Origin of the sequence: Cryobacterium sp. TMT1-66-1 (genome assembly GCF_004403435.1) — a bacterium.
Lineage (GTDB): Bacteria > Actinomycetota > Actinomycetes > Actinomycetales > Microbacteriaceae > Cryobacterium > Cryobacterium flavum.
Genome location: NZ_SOGP01000009.1, coordinates 86,072 through 101,944, shown reverse-complemented (window position 1 = coordinate 101,944; position 15,873 = coordinate 86,072). Strand labels below are relative to the sequence as shown.

21 protein-coding genes, 1 tRNA gene and 1 pseudogene are annotated in these 15,873 nt (G+C 64.2%); 16 read left to right on the top strand and 7 right to left on the bottom strand.

Going from position 1 to position 15,873, the window contains the following annotated elements; translation table 11 throughout:
• Positions 1-31 precede the first annotated feature (31 nt).
• The 10 genes from E3T29_RS06360 (at position 32) to E3T29_RS06315 (ending at position 7,801) form a co-directional block, all read left to right on the top strand.
• Complete coding sequence (locus E3T29_RS06360; protein WP_134344717.1) at positions 32-1,075, top strand: metal ABC transporter substrate-binding protein; 1,044 nt, start codon at positions 32-34, stop codon at positions 1,073-1,075.
• Between the two features lie 7 nt (positions 1,076-1,082).
• A complete protein-coding gene (locus tag E3T29_RS06355) occupies positions 1,083-1,880 on the top strand; it encodes a metal ABC transporter ATP-binding protein (RefSeq protein WP_241987677.1) in 798 nt (265 codons plus the stop codon).
• Positions 1,881-2,765, top strand: coding sequence for a metal ABC transporter permease (locus tag E3T29_RS06350; RefSeq protein WP_241987676.1), 885 nt, complete (start codon positions 1,881-1,883; stop codon positions 2,763-2,765). It abuts the gene before it with no gap.
• Entirely contained in the window at positions 2,765-3,616 is an 852-nt protein-coding gene (locus E3T29_RS06345) for a metal ABC transporter permease (protein ID WP_134344716.1), read from the top strand. The genes E3T29_RS06350 and E3T29_RS06345 overlap by 1 nt, the downstream gene beginning before the upstream one ends.
• Entirely contained in the window at positions 3,613-4,014 is a 402-nt protein-coding gene (locus E3T29_RS06340) for a Fur family transcriptional regulator (RefSeq protein ID WP_134344715.1), read from the top strand. The genes E3T29_RS06345 and E3T29_RS06340 overlap by 4 nt, the downstream gene beginning before the upstream one ends.
• Positions 4,015-4,257: 243 nt before the next feature.
• Positions 4,258-4,494 (top strand): 50S ribosomal protein L28, encoded by a 237-nt coding sequence (rpmB, locus tag E3T29_RS06335; protein WP_035835252.1) that lies wholly within the window; start codon positions 4,258-4,260, stop codon positions 4,492-4,494.
• On the top strand, positions 4,494-4,661 hold the full coding sequence (gene rpmG, locus E3T29_RS06330; protein WP_035880539.1) for a 50S ribosomal protein L33: 168 nt from the start codon (positions 4,494-4,496) through the stop codon (positions 4,659-4,661). The genes rpmB and rpmG overlap by 1 nt, the downstream gene beginning before the upstream one ends.
• A gap of 2 nt (positions 4,662-4,663) precedes the next feature.
• Complete coding sequence (gene rpsN / locus E3T29_RS06325; RefSeq protein WP_092110538.1) at positions 4,664-4,969, top strand: 30S ribosomal protein S14; 306 nt, start codon at positions 4,664-4,666, stop codon at positions 4,967-4,969.
• 300 nt (positions 4,970-5,269) lie between these two features.
• Complete coding sequence (locus E3T29_RS06320; RefSeq protein ID WP_035835256.1) at positions 5,270-5,557, top strand: HU family DNA-binding protein; 288 nt, start codon at positions 5,270-5,272, stop codon at positions 5,555-5,557.
• Positions 5,558-5,809: 252 nt separating this feature from the next.
• A complete protein-coding gene (locus E3T29_RS06315; RefSeq protein WP_134344714.1) occupies positions 5,810-7,801 on the top strand; it encodes a cytochrome c oxidase assembly protein in 1,992 nt (663 codons plus the stop codon).
• 6 nt (positions 7,802-7,807) lie between these two features.
• Here E3T29_RS06315 and E3T29_RS06310 read toward each other — a convergent pair whose 3' ends face one another.
• Positions 7,808-8,890, bottom strand: a complete 1,083-nt coding sequence (locus tag E3T29_RS06310; protein ID WP_134344713.1) for a hypothetical protein — start codon at positions 8,888-8,890, stop codon at positions 7,808-7,810.
• A 133-nt stretch (positions 8,891-9,023) separates the two neighbouring features.
• On the opposite strand from E3T29_RS06310, the gene E3T29_RS06305 reads away from it, so the two are divergent.
• On the top strand, positions 9,024-10,379 hold the full coding sequence (locus E3T29_RS06305) for an ATP-dependent RecD-like DNA helicase (protein WP_134344712.1): 1,356 nt from the start codon (positions 9,024-9,026) through the stop codon (positions 10,377-10,379).
• Positions 10,380-10,422: 43 nt separating this feature from the next.
• On the opposite strand, the gene E3T29_RS06300 is transcribed toward E3T29_RS06305, so the two are convergent.
• The 4 genes from E3T29_RS06300 to E3T29_RS06285 all read right to left on the bottom strand — a co-directional run bounded on the left by E3T29_RS06300 (position 10,423) and on the right by E3T29_RS06285 (position 12,404).
• Entirely contained in the window at positions 10,423-11,010 is a 588-nt protein-coding gene (locus E3T29_RS06300; RefSeq protein WP_134344711.1) for a hypothetical protein, read from the bottom strand.
• Between the two features lie 48 nt (positions 11,011-11,058).
• The gene (locus tag E3T29_RS06295; protein ID WP_092338294.1) at positions 11,059-11,469 is read right to left on the bottom strand and encodes a DUF4383 domain-containing protein; all 411 of its coding nucleotides are present in this window, start codon (positions 11,467-11,469) and stop codon (positions 11,059-11,061) included.
• A gap of 204 nt (positions 11,470-11,673) precedes the next feature.
• Entirely contained in the window at positions 11,674-11,937 is a 264-nt protein-coding gene (locus tag E3T29_RS06290; protein WP_092338292.1) for a GlsB/YeaQ/YmgE family stress response membrane protein, read from the bottom strand.
• Between the two features lie 179 nt (positions 11,938-12,116).
• A complete protein-coding gene (locus E3T29_RS06285; RefSeq protein WP_134344710.1) occupies positions 12,117-12,404 on the bottom strand; it encodes a hypothetical protein in 288 nt (95 codons plus the stop codon).
• Positions 12,405-12,633: 229 nt separating this feature from the next.
• On the opposite strand from E3T29_RS06285, the gene E3T29_RS06280 reads away from it, so the two are divergent.
• A complete protein-coding gene (locus tag E3T29_RS06280) occupies positions 12,634-13,110 on the top strand; it encodes a MarR family winged helix-turn-helix transcriptional regulator (RefSeq protein WP_134344709.1) in 477 nt (158 codons plus the stop codon).
• A 20-nt stretch (positions 13,111-13,130) separates the two neighbouring features.
• Here the strand turns inward: E3T29_RS06280 and E3T29_RS06275 are convergent, their stop codons facing one another.
• Positions 13,131-13,994: an NAD-dependent epimerase/dehydratase family protein gene (locus E3T29_RS06275; RefSeq protein ID WP_134344708.1), complete on the bottom strand. Its 864-nt coding sequence runs from the start codon at positions 13,992-13,994 to the stop codon at positions 13,131-13,133.
• Positions 13,995-14,081: 87 nt separating this feature from the next.
• Between E3T29_RS06275 and E3T29_RS20140 the strand changes: the two are divergent.
• Both E3T29_RS20140 and E3T29_RS06265 read left to right on the top strand, forming a co-directional pair.
• Positions 14,082-14,168, top strand: a pseudogene (locus E3T29_RS20140) (DinB family protein); the annotation flags it as partial.
• A 31-nt stretch (positions 14,169-14,199) separates the two neighbouring features.
• Entirely contained in the window at positions 14,200-14,364 is a 165-nt protein-coding gene (locus E3T29_RS06265; protein WP_370449121.1) for a hypothetical protein, read from the top strand.
• 163 nt (positions 14,365-14,527) lie between these two features.
• Here E3T29_RS06265 and E3T29_RS06260 read toward each other — a convergent pair.
• Positions 14,528-14,598 (bottom strand) — tRNA-Gly (locus E3T29_RS06260).
• 71 nt (positions 14,599-14,669) lie between these two features.
• Between E3T29_RS06260 and dcd the strand changes: the two genes are divergently transcribed.
• Both dcd and E3T29_RS06250 read left to right on the top strand, forming a co-directional pair.
• Positions 14,670-15,251: a dCTP deaminase gene (gene dcd / locus E3T29_RS06255; protein ID WP_104090018.1), complete on the top strand. Its 582-nt coding sequence runs from the start codon at positions 14,670-14,672 to the stop codon at positions 15,249-15,251.
• Between the two features lie 86 nt (positions 15,252-15,337).
• The gene (locus E3T29_RS06250) at positions 15,338-15,859 is read left to right on the top strand and encodes a hypothetical protein (RefSeq protein WP_134344707.1); all 522 of its coding nucleotides are present in this window, start codon (positions 15,338-15,340) and stop codon (positions 15,857-15,859) included.
• The last annotated feature ends 14 nt before the right edge of the window (positions 15,860-15,873 follow it).

The window sequence follows — 15,873 nt, the reverse complement described above, 5'->3', positions numbered from 1 at the left end:
CAATCATTATCATCAAGGCTATTCTCGGGGGATGCACAAGAGATCCTTTATCGTTCCCGCACTCCTCGCGTCAACCGCCCTCGCCCTCTCGGGGTGCTCGGCTGGCACGACCGCGAGCGCCGACGGCGCGGACGCCGACCTCCAAATCGTCGCGACGACCACCCAGGTCGCCGACTTCACTCGTAATGTCATCGGTAACGCCAGCGGCGTGGATCTCACCCAGCTCATTCAGCCCAACCAGAGCGCCCACAGCTACGACCCGTCCGCGGCCGACCTGACCGCGCTCGGTGCCGCGGACGTGCTCGTCATCAACGGCGTCGGACTCGAAGAGTGGCTCGACGACGCCATCGCCGCCTCGGGCTTTGACGGCGTCACCATCGACGCCGATACCGGCATCACCATCTCAGAGGTCGGCGCCGCCGAGGATCACGCCGCCGACGAAGCGGATGCCCACACCGATGAAGCCGATGCGCCCGCCACAGACGACGCGCACGCCCACGACGGCGGCGACCCGCACATCTGGACTGACGTGCACAACGCCGAGACCATCGTGCAGACGATCACCGACGGCCTCGTGACCGCCGACCAGGGCAATGCAAGCGCCTTCGAAGCCAATGCCTCCGCGTACACGGCACAGCTCACCAACCTTGATGAGTGGATCCGCACCAACGTCGACACCGTACCGGAGAGCGAGCGCCTGCTCGTGAGCAACCATGACGCCCTCGGGTACTTCACCGCGGCGTACCACATCGACTATGTCGGCTCCGTGATTCCGAGCTTCGATGACAACGCCGAGCCGAGCGCCGCCGAGATCGACGCCCTGGTCGCGGCCATCAAGGCCACCGGCGTCACGGCCGTCTTCTCCGAGGCGTCGCTCAGCCCCAAGACCGCCGAGACGATCGCGACCGAAGCCGGTGTCACCGTCTACTCCGGCGACGAAGCTCTCTATGTCGACTCGCTCGGCCCGACCGGAAGCGCCGGAGACACCTACATCAAGGCGCAACTGCACAATGCAACGCTCATGCTCGAATCCTGGGGCGTCACACCCTCGCCGCTACCCGCCGACCTGCAATAGTTAACACGTGATCGAGAACACTTCTCAAGTAACACCCCCAGCGAACGCTGCCGCCGCTCTTCGAGTGGTGGCAGCGTCGTTCGCGTACGGTCCCGAGGCCGCGTTGACCGGAATCGACTTCACCGTGTCGCCCGGCCAGGCCGTTGCCCTGATCGGCCCCAACGGCTCGGGCAAGTCCACCCTGCTCAAAGGCATTCTCGGGCTCATCACCCGCACGGCTGGCACTGTCGAGGTGCTCGGACAGTGGCCGGCACCGGCCGGCTACATCGGTTACGTACCGCAGACCGACCAACTCGACCCGCATTTTCCGGTCTCACTCGAGCAGGTCGTCATGATGGGCCGCTACCGGTCCCTCGGCTGGTGGCGCGTGCCCGCTCGGGCCGACCGCCGGGCCGTGACCGAGGCGCTCGAGACCGTCGGCCTGGGCAACCGCGCCAAGACACGCTTTGGTGAGCTGTCGGGCGGGCAGCAGCAGCGCGGTCTGCTGGCGAGAGCCGTGGCATCCGCCCCGCGCTTATTGTTGCTGGATGAGCCGTTCAACGGCCTTGACCAGGTCAACCGGGACGCCCTCATCGAAACGGTGAAACGCCTCAAGCAGCAGGGTGTCGCGGTGCTCGTGTCCACCCACGACCTTGACCTCGCTCGGGCCGTGTGTGAGAGCGTTCTGCTGCTCAACGGCGCCCAGGTGGCCTTCGGTCCGCGCGATGAGGTGCTGACCCTGGCCAACGTGCAACGGGCGTTCGGCTCGGTCGGTGTGGAAATGGACGAGCACACCATCGTGGTTCCCGGCCACGGAGGTCACTGAGTGGATGCCCTCATTACAGCCTTCGACCTGCCGTTCATGGCCAGGGCGCTGCTCGTGCTCGTCGTGCTCAGCCTCGTGGCCGGGCTTGTCGGTGTGCTCGTCAACCTGCGCGGGCTCGAGTTCATCAGTGACGGACTCACCCACGCGGTCTTTCCCGGCGTGGCCATCGGATTCGTCTGGGGCGGGCGCGACGGCCTGTTCGTGGGAGCACTGATCGCGGCCCTTCTTGCCGCTGTCGTGCTCACGGTGATCGTCAGACGGGCCGTCACCTCAGACGCCGCGATCGCGATCGTCTTCACGGCCATGTTCAGCGTGGGAATCATCGTTGTTTCACGGGAAACAAACTACGTCGGCCAGCTCGACGCACTGCTCTTCGGGCGGCTGCTCACCGTCAGCCCGGCCGAGGTCAACCAGACGGTCATGGTCTGCGTGATCGCGCTGATCATCGTGGGGTTCACGCTCAAGGAGCAGGTGTTTCGCGCCTTCGACCTGGAGGGCACCGCGGCGGCCGGCTACCGGCCGCTCGTACTCGACATTCTGCTCAACGTTGCCATCGCCCTGGTCGTGGTCGCGGCCAGCAGCGCCGTGGGAAACCTGCTCGTGCTCGCCGTGCTGATCGTGCCGGGCGCCGTGGCGCGGCTGGTGACCAATCGCCTGTGGCTGCTCTTTCCGGTCGCCGCCGGCTTCGCGATCCTGGCCGCCTGGGTGGGGCTCGCGCTCGGCTACGAAGCGTCGGTGAACGGCGGAGTCGACCTGCCGAGCGGAGCCACCGTCGTACTCGTTCTTGTCGCCGGCTACGTGCTGGCCCTGGTAATACGGCTCGTCCTCGACCGAATCGGCGGCCCGCGTCGAACGCGGGTTGTTGCGGGATCGGCGGCGCACTGATGGGTTACTTCGAACAGGCTCTCCTGGCCGCGTTGCTGATCGGGGCCCTCAGCGGCCTGGTCGGCACCCTTGTCGTGCTGCGCCAGCGCACGTTCTTCGCCCAAGCCCTCACCCACGCGACGTTTCCCGGAGCGGTCGGCGCGGCCATCCTGGGCGTGAGTATCCCACTGGGGGCCGCGGTGGCGAGCGTGTTCATCGTGGGCATCATGACCATGATCGGAAGGGTCAAACGTCAAGGCAACCAGGTCGCCTCCGGCATTCTGCTCACCGCCGGCTTCGCTCTCGGGGTTCTGCTCCAGGGGCTCAACCCGTCCCTGCCGGTCAAGGTCGATTCCTACCTGGTCGGTTCCATCCTCACCGTGACCGACCAGGACGTGACCCTCGTGGCCGTCGTGCTGGGTCTCGCCGTGCTCTGCATCGTGCTGTTCGGCCGGCAGATCATGTTCTCGACCTTCGATGTTGGCGGTTTTCGCGCGGCCGGATATCACGAATGGCCCATAGAACTGCTCACGCTCGTGCTCATCACGGCCACGGTCGTCACGGCGATGCCGGCCGTCGGCGCCATCCTGGCCATCGCCCTGATCGCAGCCCCCGCTGCGGCAGCCCGCCTCGTGTCACGCACGACCACCCAGATGTTCGTCATCGCGCCCGTAATCGGCGCGGTGGCCGGTGTCGTTGGCGTGCTGCTGTCCCGCTCCCTCGATGTGGCGGCCGGCCCGGCGATCGCCCTGACGGCTGCCGCCCTCTTTCTGCTCGCCCTGGTTCTTCGACGGCTGGTCGCTGCAGCAGGCGCGCCCGGCCAAACGGATGCACGCCGACCCACGCGAACATCGTTACGGTTGAAAGCATGAAGCGAAACACCTGGCAGCGTGAGGCCGTGCGGGGCGCCCTCGATGCAAACGACGGCTTCGTCAGTGCCCAGGCCCTGCACTCCGCCCTGCACGCCACCGGATCTCCGATCGGCCTGGCCACGGTCTACCGCGCTCTCGCCGACCTCGCCGTCAAGGGTGATGCCGACTCCCTGCAGTCGCCGGAGGGCGAGAGCCTGTACCGCGCCTGTAGCACCAACCTGCACCACCACCACCTGATCTGCCGCAACTGCGGCCTCACGGTGGAGATCGAAGCGGATGCCGTCGAGCGGTGGGCCAAAGACGTCGCCGCGAAGAACGGGTTCACCCAGGCCGCCCACGTCGTGGACGTCTTCGGGCTGTGCGCCGCCTGCACGGCCAAGGCCGCAGCATCCGCTTGAACCGTTTCGCGAAAGCGGGTGCAGTGTTGCTTCGACCTCGCTGAAGCAACACTTCACCCGCCTCGCGGCCGGTCCAGTTTGCGAGAGGTGCGGGAATCTAGTAGCGTTGAGAGCTGCTACGCCTGTGTGCGTACATTGCGGGCGATTCTCCCCCGGTTCTGAGTTTGCTCGGAGCTGATGTGGTTCTGCCCGTCGACAAGGGATCTTGGGAAGAGCATTCGCTCTTCGGTAATGGAGGTAACCATGGCATCTGTATGCCAGGTGACCGGAGCTGTTCCCGGCTTCGGACACAACATTTCGCACTCGCACCGACGCACCAAGCGTCGTTTCGACCCGAACGTTCAGAAGAAGACGTACTACGTGCCGTCGCTTCGTCGCAAGGTCACACTGACCTTGTCCGCAAAGGGCATCAAGGTTATTGATGCTCGTGGTATCGAGAGCGTCGTCAAGGACGTTCTCGCTCGTGGGGTGAAGATCTAATGGCTAAGGCTCATGACGTACGTCCGATCATCAAGCTTCGTTCCACGGCTGGAACCGGTTACACCTATGTGACCAAGAAGAACCGCCGTAACGACCCCGACCGTCTGGTACTCAAGAAGTACGACCCGGTCATCCGTAAGCACGTTGACTTCCGTGAGGAGCGCTAAACATGGCGAAGAAGAGCATGATTGCCAAGAACAACCAGCGCAAGGTCATCGTTGAGCGGTACGCCGTCAAGCGCCTTGAGCTCAAGAAGGCCCTGGTCGACCCGGCCGGCACCGACGAGTCGCGTGAAGCCGCTCGCAAGGGCCTGCAGAAGCTGCCGCGCAACGCGAGCCCGGTGCGCCTGCGCAACCGTGACGCGGTTGACGGTCGTCCCCGTGGCCACCTCTCCAAGTTCGGCATCTCGCGCGTTCGTTTTCGCGACATGGCGCACCGCGGCGAGCTGCCCGGTATCACCAAGTCCAGCTGGTAACTTCTGCTGGCAGCCGCTGAAGCTTGTCTTCGACGGCCTCTGAATCATCCAAACGGGATGTCGACTTATTGTCGGCATCCCGTTTTGTGTTCGCGGATGTTTCGCGGAGAGCGAAAATCGAGTGCTCGAGAGGGGGAAACTGCCCTGAAATGGTCGAAAATCACCGTAAATCCGGGGATTTTGGCGGATCAATGCTAGATTTCAACTCGGTCGAACCGACCAGCGGGGCTTCTCTCTCGAGGAGCATCCGTATTACGAATATCGCTGTTTATACAGACGAAGGTCCGAGGAGGACACTCAATGGCTGACAAGTCGCTGAACAAGACCGAGCTCGTTGCCAAGGTTGCCGCTGACTCCGGACAGAGCCAGGCCGCCGTTGACGGCGTTCTAAACGCATTCTTTGCAACCCTGGCCGAGACCGTTGCCGCTGATGGCAAGGTCACCATCCCGGGATGGTTGGGCGTCGAGCGCACCGCAACCGCTGCTCGCACCGGCCGCAACCCGCAGACCGGCGAAGAGATCGCCATCGCTGCCGGCCACCGCGTCAAGCTGACCGCCGGAAGCAAGCTCAAGGCTGCCGCCAAGTAGCTTTTGCTGTAGAGAAGGGGCGTCGACTACGGTCGGCGCCCCTTTTTCGCGCCCGCGGGCATCCGTCTGGCGTCTTCGGGTGGCTGCCTGGGTCCCCGGGCACTCTTCTGACGCCGAGCCGTGAGTTATCGACGCCGAGCCGTGAGTTTTGACCCAAGATGAGCGGCAAACTCACCGCTCGGCGTCCTCGTTGCTGCCCATGAGCGCTCCAGGCGCGACGGATGCCCAGGGTCGGGCGAATAAGCTGGGCAGGTGCCCCGTCTCGTCCGCGTTCTCGGACCGGCAGCCCTGCTGCTGGTCGCTGTGTTGTCCACCCTTGTTGCCCTGGCCTATGGCGGCGGAGCTTCGGCCCAGCTACTGGCCGACCCGGGACCGGTGGTGCGCTGGGGGCTCCCCATCGCCAAGCTCGTGGTCAACCTCGCGGCGGCCGGCACTATCGGTGCCCTCGTGCTCACTCTCTTCGCGCTCAGCCCCAAGGAACGCGAGTTCGGCACCGCCCTGGACTTCGCCGCGGCGTCGGCGGCCGTGTTCGCCGTCGCATCCGCTGTCACGGGCTTTCTGACCTTTCTGCAGGTCACCAACGTGCCCTTCGGAATCAGCGATCAGTTCAGCGCCACGGTCGGCCAATTCTTCAGCCAGATCGAACTGGGGCAGGCTTGGCTCGCCACCACACTGATCGCCGCCGGCGTCACGGTGCTGTGCTTCGCCGTGCGCAACCAGACTGCGTTGGTCTTCGTGACCGTGCTGGCTCTGACCTCGCTGCTACCCATGGCCCAGCAGGGGCACTCCGCGGGCGCTGCCGGGCACAACGCTGCTATCACCGCCCTCGGCCTGCACCTCGTCTTCGCGGCGATCTGGTTGGGCGGCCTGCTCACCATCATCGTGCTGCGCACCCAACTGGACGGCGAACGCATCCGCTCGGTGATTGGGCGGTATTCTTCGCTCGCGCTGATCTCCTTCATCGTCGTGGCTGCGTCGGGCTACGTCAGCGCCGAGCTGCGCATCGGCAGCTGGGACAACCTGTCGAGCCCCTACGGTATTCTCGTGCTGGTCAAGGTCACCGCCCTCATCGCCCTCGGTGGCTTCGGCATTCTGCACCGCCAATTCTTCATCAAGCGGATGCAGCGCTCGGGACCGGCGCGCAGCCCGTGGTTCTGGTGGCTGGTCGTGACCGAGCTCGGTTTCATGGGCCTCGCCTCCGGTGTCGCCGCAGCCCTCGCCCGCACGGCCACTCCGGTCGCCCAGGTGGTCACAACGGAGATTCCCCAGTCGACGCCGGCGCAGATTCTGACCGGTGAACTGCTGCCGCCCGAGCTGACCTTCTCGCGCTACTTCACCGAGTGGAACTTCGACCTCGCCTGGATTCTGTTCTGTGCCTTCGGCATCTTCTTCTACCTCGCCGGAGTCTGGCGACTGCATCATCGCGGTGACGCCTGGCCGATCTACCGCAGCGTGCTCTGGATTCTCGGCATGCTCACCCTGTTCTACATCACCAACGGTGGCGTGAACGTCTATGAGAAGTACCTGTTCTCCACCCACATGCTCATGCACATGATGCTGACCATGCTCGTACCCCTGATGCTCGTGCCGGGCGCCCCGGTGACGCTCGCCGCGCGGGCCATCGCCAAACGGCAGGATGGAAGTCGTGGCGCCCGCGAGTGGATCCTCACCGCGGTGCACTCCCGCTTCGCCGGCATCGTCGCCAATCCGATCGTCGCCGCCATACTGTTCGGGGTCTCGCTCTGGGTGTTCTACTACACCTCGATCTTCAGCTGGGCGACCACCGACCACATCGGCCACCAGTGGATGATCGTGCACTTTCTCATCACCGGCTACCTGTTCGTGCAGTCACTGATCGGCATCGACCCGGTGCCGTACCAGCTGCCCTACGCCTTCCGTCTGCTGCTGCTGCTCGTGACCATGGCCTTCCACGCCTTCTTCGGCCTCGCCCTGATGAGCGGCACCGGGCTGCTCCTGGCCGACTGGTACGGCGCCATGGGTCGCACCTGGGGGCTTTCGGCCATCGCCGACCAGCAGATGGGCGGCGGCGTCGCCTGGGGAATCGGCGAACTGCCCACCTTCGTGCTCGCCGTCATCGTGGCCGTCATGTGGAGCCGCGATGATACCAAGGTCACCAAGCGGCTGGACCGCAAGGCCGACCGCAACGAGGACGCCGAGCTGATCGCCTACAACGCGAACCTGGCCCGTATCGCCCAGCGCGACGCTCAGACCCCGAGCAACTAGCCGGGCCTAGTGCAGCTGGATGGCGAGGGCGCCGCTCGGCTGCACGACCACGCTGAGCCCCATCGTGAACGGTACGTCTTCGTCGCGGGTGCTGACGTCGCCGTCGAACAGTGACTGCACGTCGACCACGATATGGGCCTGCCCGGGGGTGGCAACCATTTCAAAGGACAGCTCACCGGGCGTGAGCGCGACGGTGGGGTACGCGGTGATCGACCAGGCCGGAGTGCTCTCGATGCGGTCGTCGATGGTGATGCCCCACGGGCAGCTGGTCGGTTGCAGCACCGTCTGGGTGGCGCAGTCGTCGAGGAACTTGTTCAACTCCGACTGCACCTGGCCCACCATAGCCTCGTTCGGCAGGGCGTTGACCTCGACGGCGGTGGGACCGGCCACCGTCGCGCGCACGGTGGCCTTCTCGGCGGTCAGCATGGCCGACTCGTGTTCGAAGGTGTAGCGGTTCGGAGCGAAGGCGAGATACGCGGCGGACGTGGAGAACGTGGCGGGGGCATCCGCTGCGCTGTGGGCGCGCGTATCGAGGGTGAGGCCGTTGACCGTGAACGATCGTTCGTGCAGTACAGAGACCTGCAGTACGGCGAGGGGGCTGGTGCTGAAAGCCCAGGCGTTGAAAACACCGCCGAAGGTGCCCGCCCGCTCGACGGTGAACATCATGCTCGACGCGGTGCCGTTCAGGTCAAAGTCGAACACCACGGTCTGGGCGGTTCCGTCGTCGGTGGCGAGTGTGTCGGTCGCGCTGGCGAGTTCGATATTGTCGAGACCGCCCAAAACGGATGCCCGCAGCAGCGTCTTCGGCAGATCCTTCGCGACCTCGTCGGTCAGCCCCCAGGCCGCCAGATCGGCCGTGCCGGGCATGACGCCGCCGAGGGCGAGGGCTCCGACGGTGTCGCCGCGGGCGAGGGCGTCGAGGTACTGCTCTACAAAGCCGCCGGCGCTGTACACCGTGCGATTGAGGGCACTGATGGTGCCGGCGACACCGGCCGCGAGCAGCCCGGCGACCACCACGATGGCGAGAACGGCCCGGAGCATACTGCCGCGGCGCCCGCTCGCCCGATGCTGTTCGGCGGGAATGGTCACTTGAATATTGTATGGGGAGGTGGGTCGGCCGGTCGGCCACGCCCCATCTCGCGCCAGTACGGGCTGGGCGGTTACAGTGGGATGTCCCCTGCACTGGTCTTGTGCAGCATTTGACTGTCAGAGAGAGTGTGCCGTGTCAGAGATTCCGCTCAGCCGTGAACAGGCGCTGGTTTTCGCGGCAATCGAGGGCACCAAGCAGAACGTGTTCGTCACCGGCCGGGCCGGAACGGGTAAGTCCACGCTGCTGAACCACCTGTCGTGGAACACCAGCAAGCAGATCGTGATCGCCGCGCCCACCGGCGTCGCCGCGCTGAACGTGGGCGGCCAGACCATTCACTCGCTCTTTCGCCTGCCGATCGGCGTGATCGCTGACAGTCCGATCGACCAGAACGACCAGGTGCGCAAGCTCCTGAACACCATCGACACCCTCGTGATCGACGAGGTTTCGATGGTCAACGCCGACCTCATGGACGCGATCGACCGCAGCCTGCGCCAGGCCAGGCAGCGGCCATTCGACGTGTTCGGCGGGGTGCAGATCGTGCTGTTCGGCGACCCGTACCAGCTCGCCCCGGTGCCGGGCGGCCCCGACGAGCGCGCCTATTTCGCCGACCACTATCGGTCGATGTGGTTCTTCGATGCGAAGGTCTGGCGTGACGCGGAGTTGCGTATCTTCGAGCTCACCGAGATTCATCGCCAGCACGACAATGACTTCAAGCTGATGCTCAACGCTGTACGGCACGGCCAGGTCACTCCCGAGATCGGTGGTGCCCTGAATGGTGCGGGAGCACGAACGCCGCCGAGCGAGGGCCTGATTACCCTGGCGACCCGCAACGACGCTGTGAACCGCATCAACGCATCCGCTTTGAAGAAGCTGTCGGGCAAATCACTCACCGCGAAGGCTGACATCACCGGGGATTTCGGCGGCAAGCAGTTTCCGGCCGACGAGGTGCTCGAGCTCAAGGTGGGAGCGCAGGTGATGTTTCTGCGCAACGATTCACCGCTCGATGGAGGCCCGCGCTGGGTGAACGGCAGCATCGGCACGGTGACCAAGGTTACCTCGACCGTGTTCGTCGATATCGACGGTGACGTGCACGAGGTCGAGCCGACCGTATGGGAGAAGTACAAGTACACCTACAACGCCGCGACCAAAAAGCTGAGTCGGGATGTCGTGGCTGAATTCACGCAGTTTCCGCTGCGGTTGGCTTGGGCGGTCACGATTCACAAATCGCAGGGTGCGACGTACGAGCGAGCCATTGTGGATCTCGGTGCCCGGGTGTTCAGCCCTGGCCAGACCTATGTGGCATTGAGCCGGCTGACCAGTCTGGACGGGCTGTACCTGACCCGCCCGTTGCGGCCGAGCGACATCATCGTCGACGAGAACGTGAAGCGATTCATGAACATTGAGGTGGTACCGCCGGTGGCCGACTTGGCCGGACTGGGTGTGTCGGGATCGGCATCGACCGACCCGGAAACCGGGCTGCCCGCCTGACACTGCTGCCCGGCGGGGCCCGTTTCACTTGTCTGCGAGGAACCTAGTGTGCCCCGTGGCCGCCCGAGTCCGGCACGATCAACTCGGTAACCCCGTGGGAACCATGGGGCACCGCGTGCGAGCCGACCTCGGTTGCGGCGAGGGCCGGGGTGGTGAGCGCCGAGAGCAGAAATCCTCCGACGACTAGTCCGGTGAGAAAACGCCAGCCGCCTGGTGTTGGTGAGCCGGGTGTTAACGTGCCGGGCGAGGCGGCACCGACGGCCGTAGGGATTCCGTTCGGTGCGCGCCGCAGGGCGATGGCCACCGTTGCGGCCAGGAAAATGTTGAATAGTGACGCCACCACCATCGGGTACAGCGGCAGACCGGTCTGGGCGCTTGTGACGCCGAGTCCGCTGCCGAGCGCGGCCGTCACGCCCCAGATGAAGACCGGGATGAGGGCCGCACCGACGACGATGCGCGGCGTGATGACACGGCCGGTGGCGAGGGTGGCGATTCCCCAGCCGAGTTCAGCGATGCCGAACCCGACCAGAAGAACCGACAGGGGAAACGGAGCCGTTACGCCCACGGCCAGATGGATCAGAGCGGCGCCGAGAGCGGCGAAGCCGAGCCAGGTGCGAATGACCGCGGACATGATGCTCCTTGGATGATCTGCTGCGAAGGGATGGAGTGTTGCCGGTTGTCAGGCCGTGGCGTGGGTGCGAACCGTCTTATCGGCGGTGAGGCCGACACCCAGAAGCACGATCGCGCTGGCGAGGTGCAGGAAGTGGTCGGCGGTGTTAAGCGCCAGGATGTTCAACGAGGTGCTCGCGATGAAAAACCCGACAATACCAAGGAGCAGGTAGACGGCACCGATAGTGGTGTTGGTGGCCTTGGCTGCCATGGCGTTGGAGAGGCCGGCAATGAGTAGGGCGGCACCGATCAAAAGGTGCGCAACGTTGTGCAACGGGTTGACCTCGAAGATGCCGAGGAGTAGTCCGCCCTGGGTGGCGATGAAGCCGACACTGCCAGTGACGGCAAAGCCAAGAAGTCCGACGAGAACGTAGACCGCGCCGAAGATGGTGGCGATCAGACGATTGGGTGATGTGCGCATTTCAGGTGCCTCCTATGTGATTCACGGGTTAACCCGTGGTTGCTATGTGTTCGGAGCTCCATCCGCTTCGGATTGGTACTAATTGTGGCCCCGATATCCCCAAATGGGTGTGGACTCATGTAACAAGGTCGGCACAAAACAGTGCGGCACCCAAAAACTGGGCGCCGCACTGGGTTGAGCGCCGCCTTTCGGCGGCGGACTGGGTCAGGCTTTGCGCCGGCTCGTGATCGCGCCGTAGATGAGAAGAACAATGAGCGATCCTACGATGGCGAGAATCCACGTGGTCAGGGAGAAGAAATCGCCCAGGTTCACGTTGAACAGGAGTCCGCCGAGCCAGCCGCCCAGGAATGCGCCGACCACGCCGAGTAACAGGGTGATGAACCAGCCTCCGCCCTGGCGACCGGGCAGGATTGCCTTCGCGATGGCGCCGGCGATGAGGCCGAGCAGGAGGAATCCAAGGAAACTCATGAGACTACCTTTCAGTCAGTCGTGCTGTCAGTGAGTGTGCGGGCGCAATGCAGGTGCGCCGTTCGCGTGAATGTACTCAGGTGCCTGCTTCTCGTCAATGGCGCAAAATCGCCGATTTGACGTTAATCCCGAACAGTGGCTGCAGGTCAGCGAATTCTGTGTGTGCCGTCGTGAAACGCTCAGTCGAGCCAATAGTCTTCATCGATATAAGTCGGTCCGACGATCGATGACCCTAAGTCGGCGTCGGGCAGGTCTTCTGCGGCAATGGTCTCAAGTTTCACCACCGAACAAGCAGTGATCAGCAGGGACACCTGCGCTTGCACGGAGCTGACGATGTCCACGAAGCCACCGCCGCTATGCACGGCGGAGGCCAGGGTTGCCTTCAAATCTGCGATGTTGTACTCGTTCGACAGGTAAAACCAGTCATCATTGATCGTCAACCGGTAGCTCTGCATTTCCTGGTCCATTTCATTGTGGTGAGCTCATGGGCGCACAGGTCTGCGACGCCAGGCGGGGTTAATGGACTCACCGAATTGTCAAATATACGGCAAGTAACTCAAACATTTAACTATTTAAATGGTGAGAAGCTTTAGGAATTGATCGCTCCGATACACTGGCGGAACGGAAAGCCCTGATACGGGCAACGACACGGACCTGCAGTGCGGGGAATTAGTAACGACCAGAGGTCAGGAACGCATGGATGAAGCAATCAACTTGGCACGCACCCAGGAGGGCCTGTCGGTACCGGCTCTCGCTTTCCTTCGCGCTATGGACCACAACCGCAGTCAGGTCGCGGCCGAGATCGGCGTGTCCAGCAGTGAATTGCGTGCCCTGTCCCGGGTAGCCGAGGCTGGAAGAATCACCCCCAAGATGCTCGCTGAGTCCCTGGAGATGACAACGGGCGCCGTAACTGCGATCTCCAGTCATCTCGTGGCCCTAGATATGCTCACCCGCGTGCCGCACCCCCACGACCGACGCAGCCTTCTACTGGAGCTGACCCCGGCGGCGCAAGCAACTGCGGCGAAATTTCAAAACGAATTTCAAGTGCTGTTCGCTCACGCCGCCCGCAACGTGACGCCGGAAGACCAGACTCGGCTCGGGTTGCTGTTGACTTCGATGGCAGTCATCATCGCATCGGGCTCCGAGGACGGCCCGGCCGGACCAACAACGTAGGTATTTCGGCAGGAGCGGGCCTAGCGGTGCCGCGTGCCTCGCCCGGAGAGAAGCGCTCGGTAGCCCTCTCGGTACGATGGATAGCTGAATGTAAACCCGGTTTGACGTAAGAGTTGGTTGCTGAGTCGCTTGTCGCCGCCGCGCTGGCTTTCGCGGTTCGAGGTCGGCTCGTTTGACTCATCGACGGTTGGCGCGGGCAGGCCGAGCTCGGCCGCTAGAAAGGTCAGCACCTCGTTGGCCGGCACCGGCGCGTTGTCGACGCCGAGGTAGAGCGGAGCCGGGAGCTCAGTGCGAAGAAGCAGATGAACGATCGCGGCGGCCGCATCGTCCCGGTGTATGCGGTTGGTGTGGCGCGACTGGGCGGAAAGCCCGGCACCGTTTTGTACCTGCTTGATCAGCCGTTCCCGGCCGGGGCCGTAGATACCGGCCAGGCGCAGTACCGTGGCGGCGGGCAGGCGCTGGTGGAGCATCCGCTCGGCGTCAAGCACGATGGAATCGGTGCCGGGTTTCGGGTTGGCGGGGGTCTGCTCGTCGACCCGGCTGCCGTCGTTGACGTCAAAGACGGCGGTCGATGACACCAGCAGCACGCGTCGCGGCGTGACCTGCGCGTCATCGATCGCATCCAGCAGGTTACGCAGGCCGTCGAGGTAGGCGGCACGGTAAGCCGTGACGGTGGGGCTGCCAGCGGAGATGGCGATGACGACGAACTCGGTGTCTGCCGGCATAACGGGTTTTGTGATGCTGAGGTCAACAGATTGCCCGTCAATTTCGGCGGGCAGTACGCTTGCGTTGCGCCGCAGTCCCACCACCCGGTGCCCCAGTTGGGCGAACCGCAGGCCCACCTCGGTGCCGAGGTCGCCGCATCCAGCAATGAGTACCGTCATCTGTCTCCCTATCCTGTCTCCACGGTATCGGGCGCACCATGACAGTTCGCCCGGAGCCCCACGCCGCTTGGTCGCTAGCATGACGCCATGCCTATTGTTCCTGACACGTCTGACTGGACCTGGGTGCTCGAACGCCCCTGCCCCGCTTGTGGATTTCGGGCGAGCACGGTGACCCGGCTCGCTCTGGCTCCTTGACAGCGCGATCGTGGACGGCCAGCATGTCGGCACGTTCCGTTGCAAGGAGACCGTCATGGCCGGCCGCATCCACATTGACCTGTTCACCACGCTCGACGGAGTCGCGAGGCTCCCGGTGGCCCCGACGAAGACACCGCCGGTGGCTTCGCTTTCGGCGGCTGGCAGGCGCCCCTGATCGACGCGACCGACGGCGCCCAAATCGGCGCGGGGATTGAGGCCATGGGCGCTTTGCCGGTGCCGGAGACGGGAGAAATGAGCTGACTAGACAACTTTGTGGGGTCGGAGACCGGCAACACCGCGCGAAGTTGTCCAGTGAGAACGCGACCGGGCTTGCAGGGAGCGGATGACGGGAATCGAACCCGCGCTATCAGCTTGGGAAGCTGAAGTTCTACCATTGAACTACATCCGCGCGCCCGACCGTGGATGAACAACAATCGGAACCGTGCCAGCATATCAACCCCGCGCCGCTAGGCTGGCACCGTGCTGCTCTCCGATCGCGATATCAAGGCCGAACTCAATGCTGGACGAATCGGTTTGGAGCCGCTCGACCCGGCGATGATCCAACCCTCAAGCATCGATGTGCGCCTCGACCGCCTGTTTCGGCTGTTCGACAACCACAAGTACGCCTACATCGATCCGGCCGAAGACCAGCCAGAGCTGACCCACCTCATCGAAACCAAGCCCGACGAGCCGTTCATTCTGCACCCGGGCGAGTTCGTGCTCGGCGCCACTTACGAGCAGGTCACTTTGCCCGACAACGTTGCTGCTCGGCTCGAGGGTAAGAGCTCACTCGGCCGCCTCGGCCTCCTGACGCACTCCACGGCCGGGTTCATCGACCCCGGCTTCTCTGGCCACGTCACGCTCGAGCTCAGCAATGTCGCGACCCTGCCGATCAAGCTCTGGCCCGGAATGAAGATCGGCCAGCTGTGCTTCTTTCAGCTCAGCTCCCCAGCCGAGAAGCCGTACGGCTCGAGCGAATACGGCTCCCGCTACCAGGGCCAGCGTGGCCCGACGGCGTCGAGATCGTTCCAAAACTTTCACCGCACCGCCATCTCCCGCTGACGCGCCCATTTGGGGGTAAGCGGATGCCCGCGAGCTCCGCAAACGTAATACGTCGAACGTAACCTCGGTTCGGGTAAAATCTGGGTATGACCTCCATGCCCACCCGATTCGACGAGGCGCTCATCGCTGCCGGCCCAACCCCGGAATACCCCGGGCGCATGCATCGCTTCGGCCAGATGGTCGGCTCCTGGGCAGCCAAGGGCACCCGCCTCGACGAGGCCACCGGCGAGTGGATTGAACGCGACTTTGTCTGGATGGTCGAGTTCATTCTCGACGGCCGCGCCGTGCAGGACATCGAGGTGGTCGCGAGCACGACGCATCCGTCTGGGTTTGAAACCGTCGCCACCACCGTGCGCGTCTACGATTCCCTGGCCGGCGCCTGGCGCGTGAGCTATTTCGCGCCGGCTCTCGGCGAGTACTGCCAGCTCATAGCCACCCCGTACCGCCACGGCGTGCGGCAGGAGGGCACCCGAACCGACGGCCGCCCGATCCGCTGGAATTTCACCGCCATCACCCCGAACAGCTACAAGTGGGAGGGCTGGGTCTCCGCCGACGAGGGCGCGACCTGGCAACTGATCGAGCACAACGAGGCCACCCGCGTCCGCTGAGAAGCGGATGCTGA

What these genes read in the sequence shown, in the direction of transcription:
- E3T29_RS06345 (WP_134344716.1), top strand. Translation starts at nt 2,765, where the DNA reads ATGGGTTACTTCGAACAGGCTCTCCTGGCCGCGTTGCTGATCGGGGCC.
- rpmB (WP_035835252.1), top strand. Translation starts at nt 4,258, where the DNA reads ATGGCATCTGTATGCCAGGTGACCGGAGCTGTTCCCGGCTTCGGACAC.
- rpmG (WP_035880539.1), top strand. Translation starts at nt 4,494, where the DNA reads ATGGCTAAGGCTCATGACGTACGTCCGATCATCAAGCTTCGTTCCACG.
- rpsN (WP_092110538.1), top strand. Translation starts at nt 4,664, where the DNA reads ATGGCGAAGAAGAGCATGATTGCCAAGAACAACCAGCGCAAGGTCATC.
- E3T29_RS06340 (WP_134344715.1), top strand. Translation starts at nt 3,613, where the DNA reads ATGAAGCGAAACACCTGGCAGCGTGAGGCCGTGCGGGGCGCCCTCGAT.
- E3T29_RS06275 (WP_134344708.1), bottom strand. Translation starts at nt 13,994, where the DNA reads ATGACGGTACTCATTGCTGGATGCGGCGACCTCGGCACCGAGGTGGGC.
- E3T29_RS06285 (WP_134344710.1), bottom strand. Translation starts at nt 12,404, where the DNA reads ATGGACCAGGAAATGCAGAGCTACCGGTTGACGATCAATGATGACTGG.
- E3T29_RS06280 (WP_134344709.1), top strand. Translation starts at nt 12,634, where the DNA reads ATGGATGAAGCAATCAACTTGGCACGCACCCAGGAGGGCCTGTCGGTA.
- E3T29_RS06290 (WP_092338292.1), bottom strand. Translation starts at nt 11,937, where the DNA reads ATGAGTTTCCTTGGATTCCTCCTGCTCGGCCTCATCGCCGGCGCCATC.
- E3T29_RS06300 (WP_134344711.1), bottom strand. Translation starts at nt 11,010, where the DNA reads ATGTCCGCGGTCATTCGCACCTGGCTCGGCTTCGCCGCTCTCGGCGCC.
- E3T29_RS06250 (WP_134344707.1), top strand. Translation starts at nt 15,338, where the DNA reads ATGACCTCCATGCCCACCCGATTCGACGAGGCGCTCATCGCTGCCGGC.
- E3T29_RS06360 (WP_134344717.1), top strand. Translation starts at nt 32, where the DNA reads ATGCACAAGAGATCCTTTATCGTTCCCGCACTCCTCGCGTCAACCGCC.
- E3T29_RS06320 (WP_035835256.1), top strand. Translation starts at nt 5,270, where the DNA reads ATGGCTGACAAGTCGCTGAACAAGACCGAGCTCGTTGCCAAGGTTGCC.
- E3T29_RS06295 (WP_092338294.1), bottom strand. Translation starts at nt 11,469, where the DNA reads ATGCGCACATCACCCAATCGTCTGATCGCCACCATCTTCGGCGCGGTC.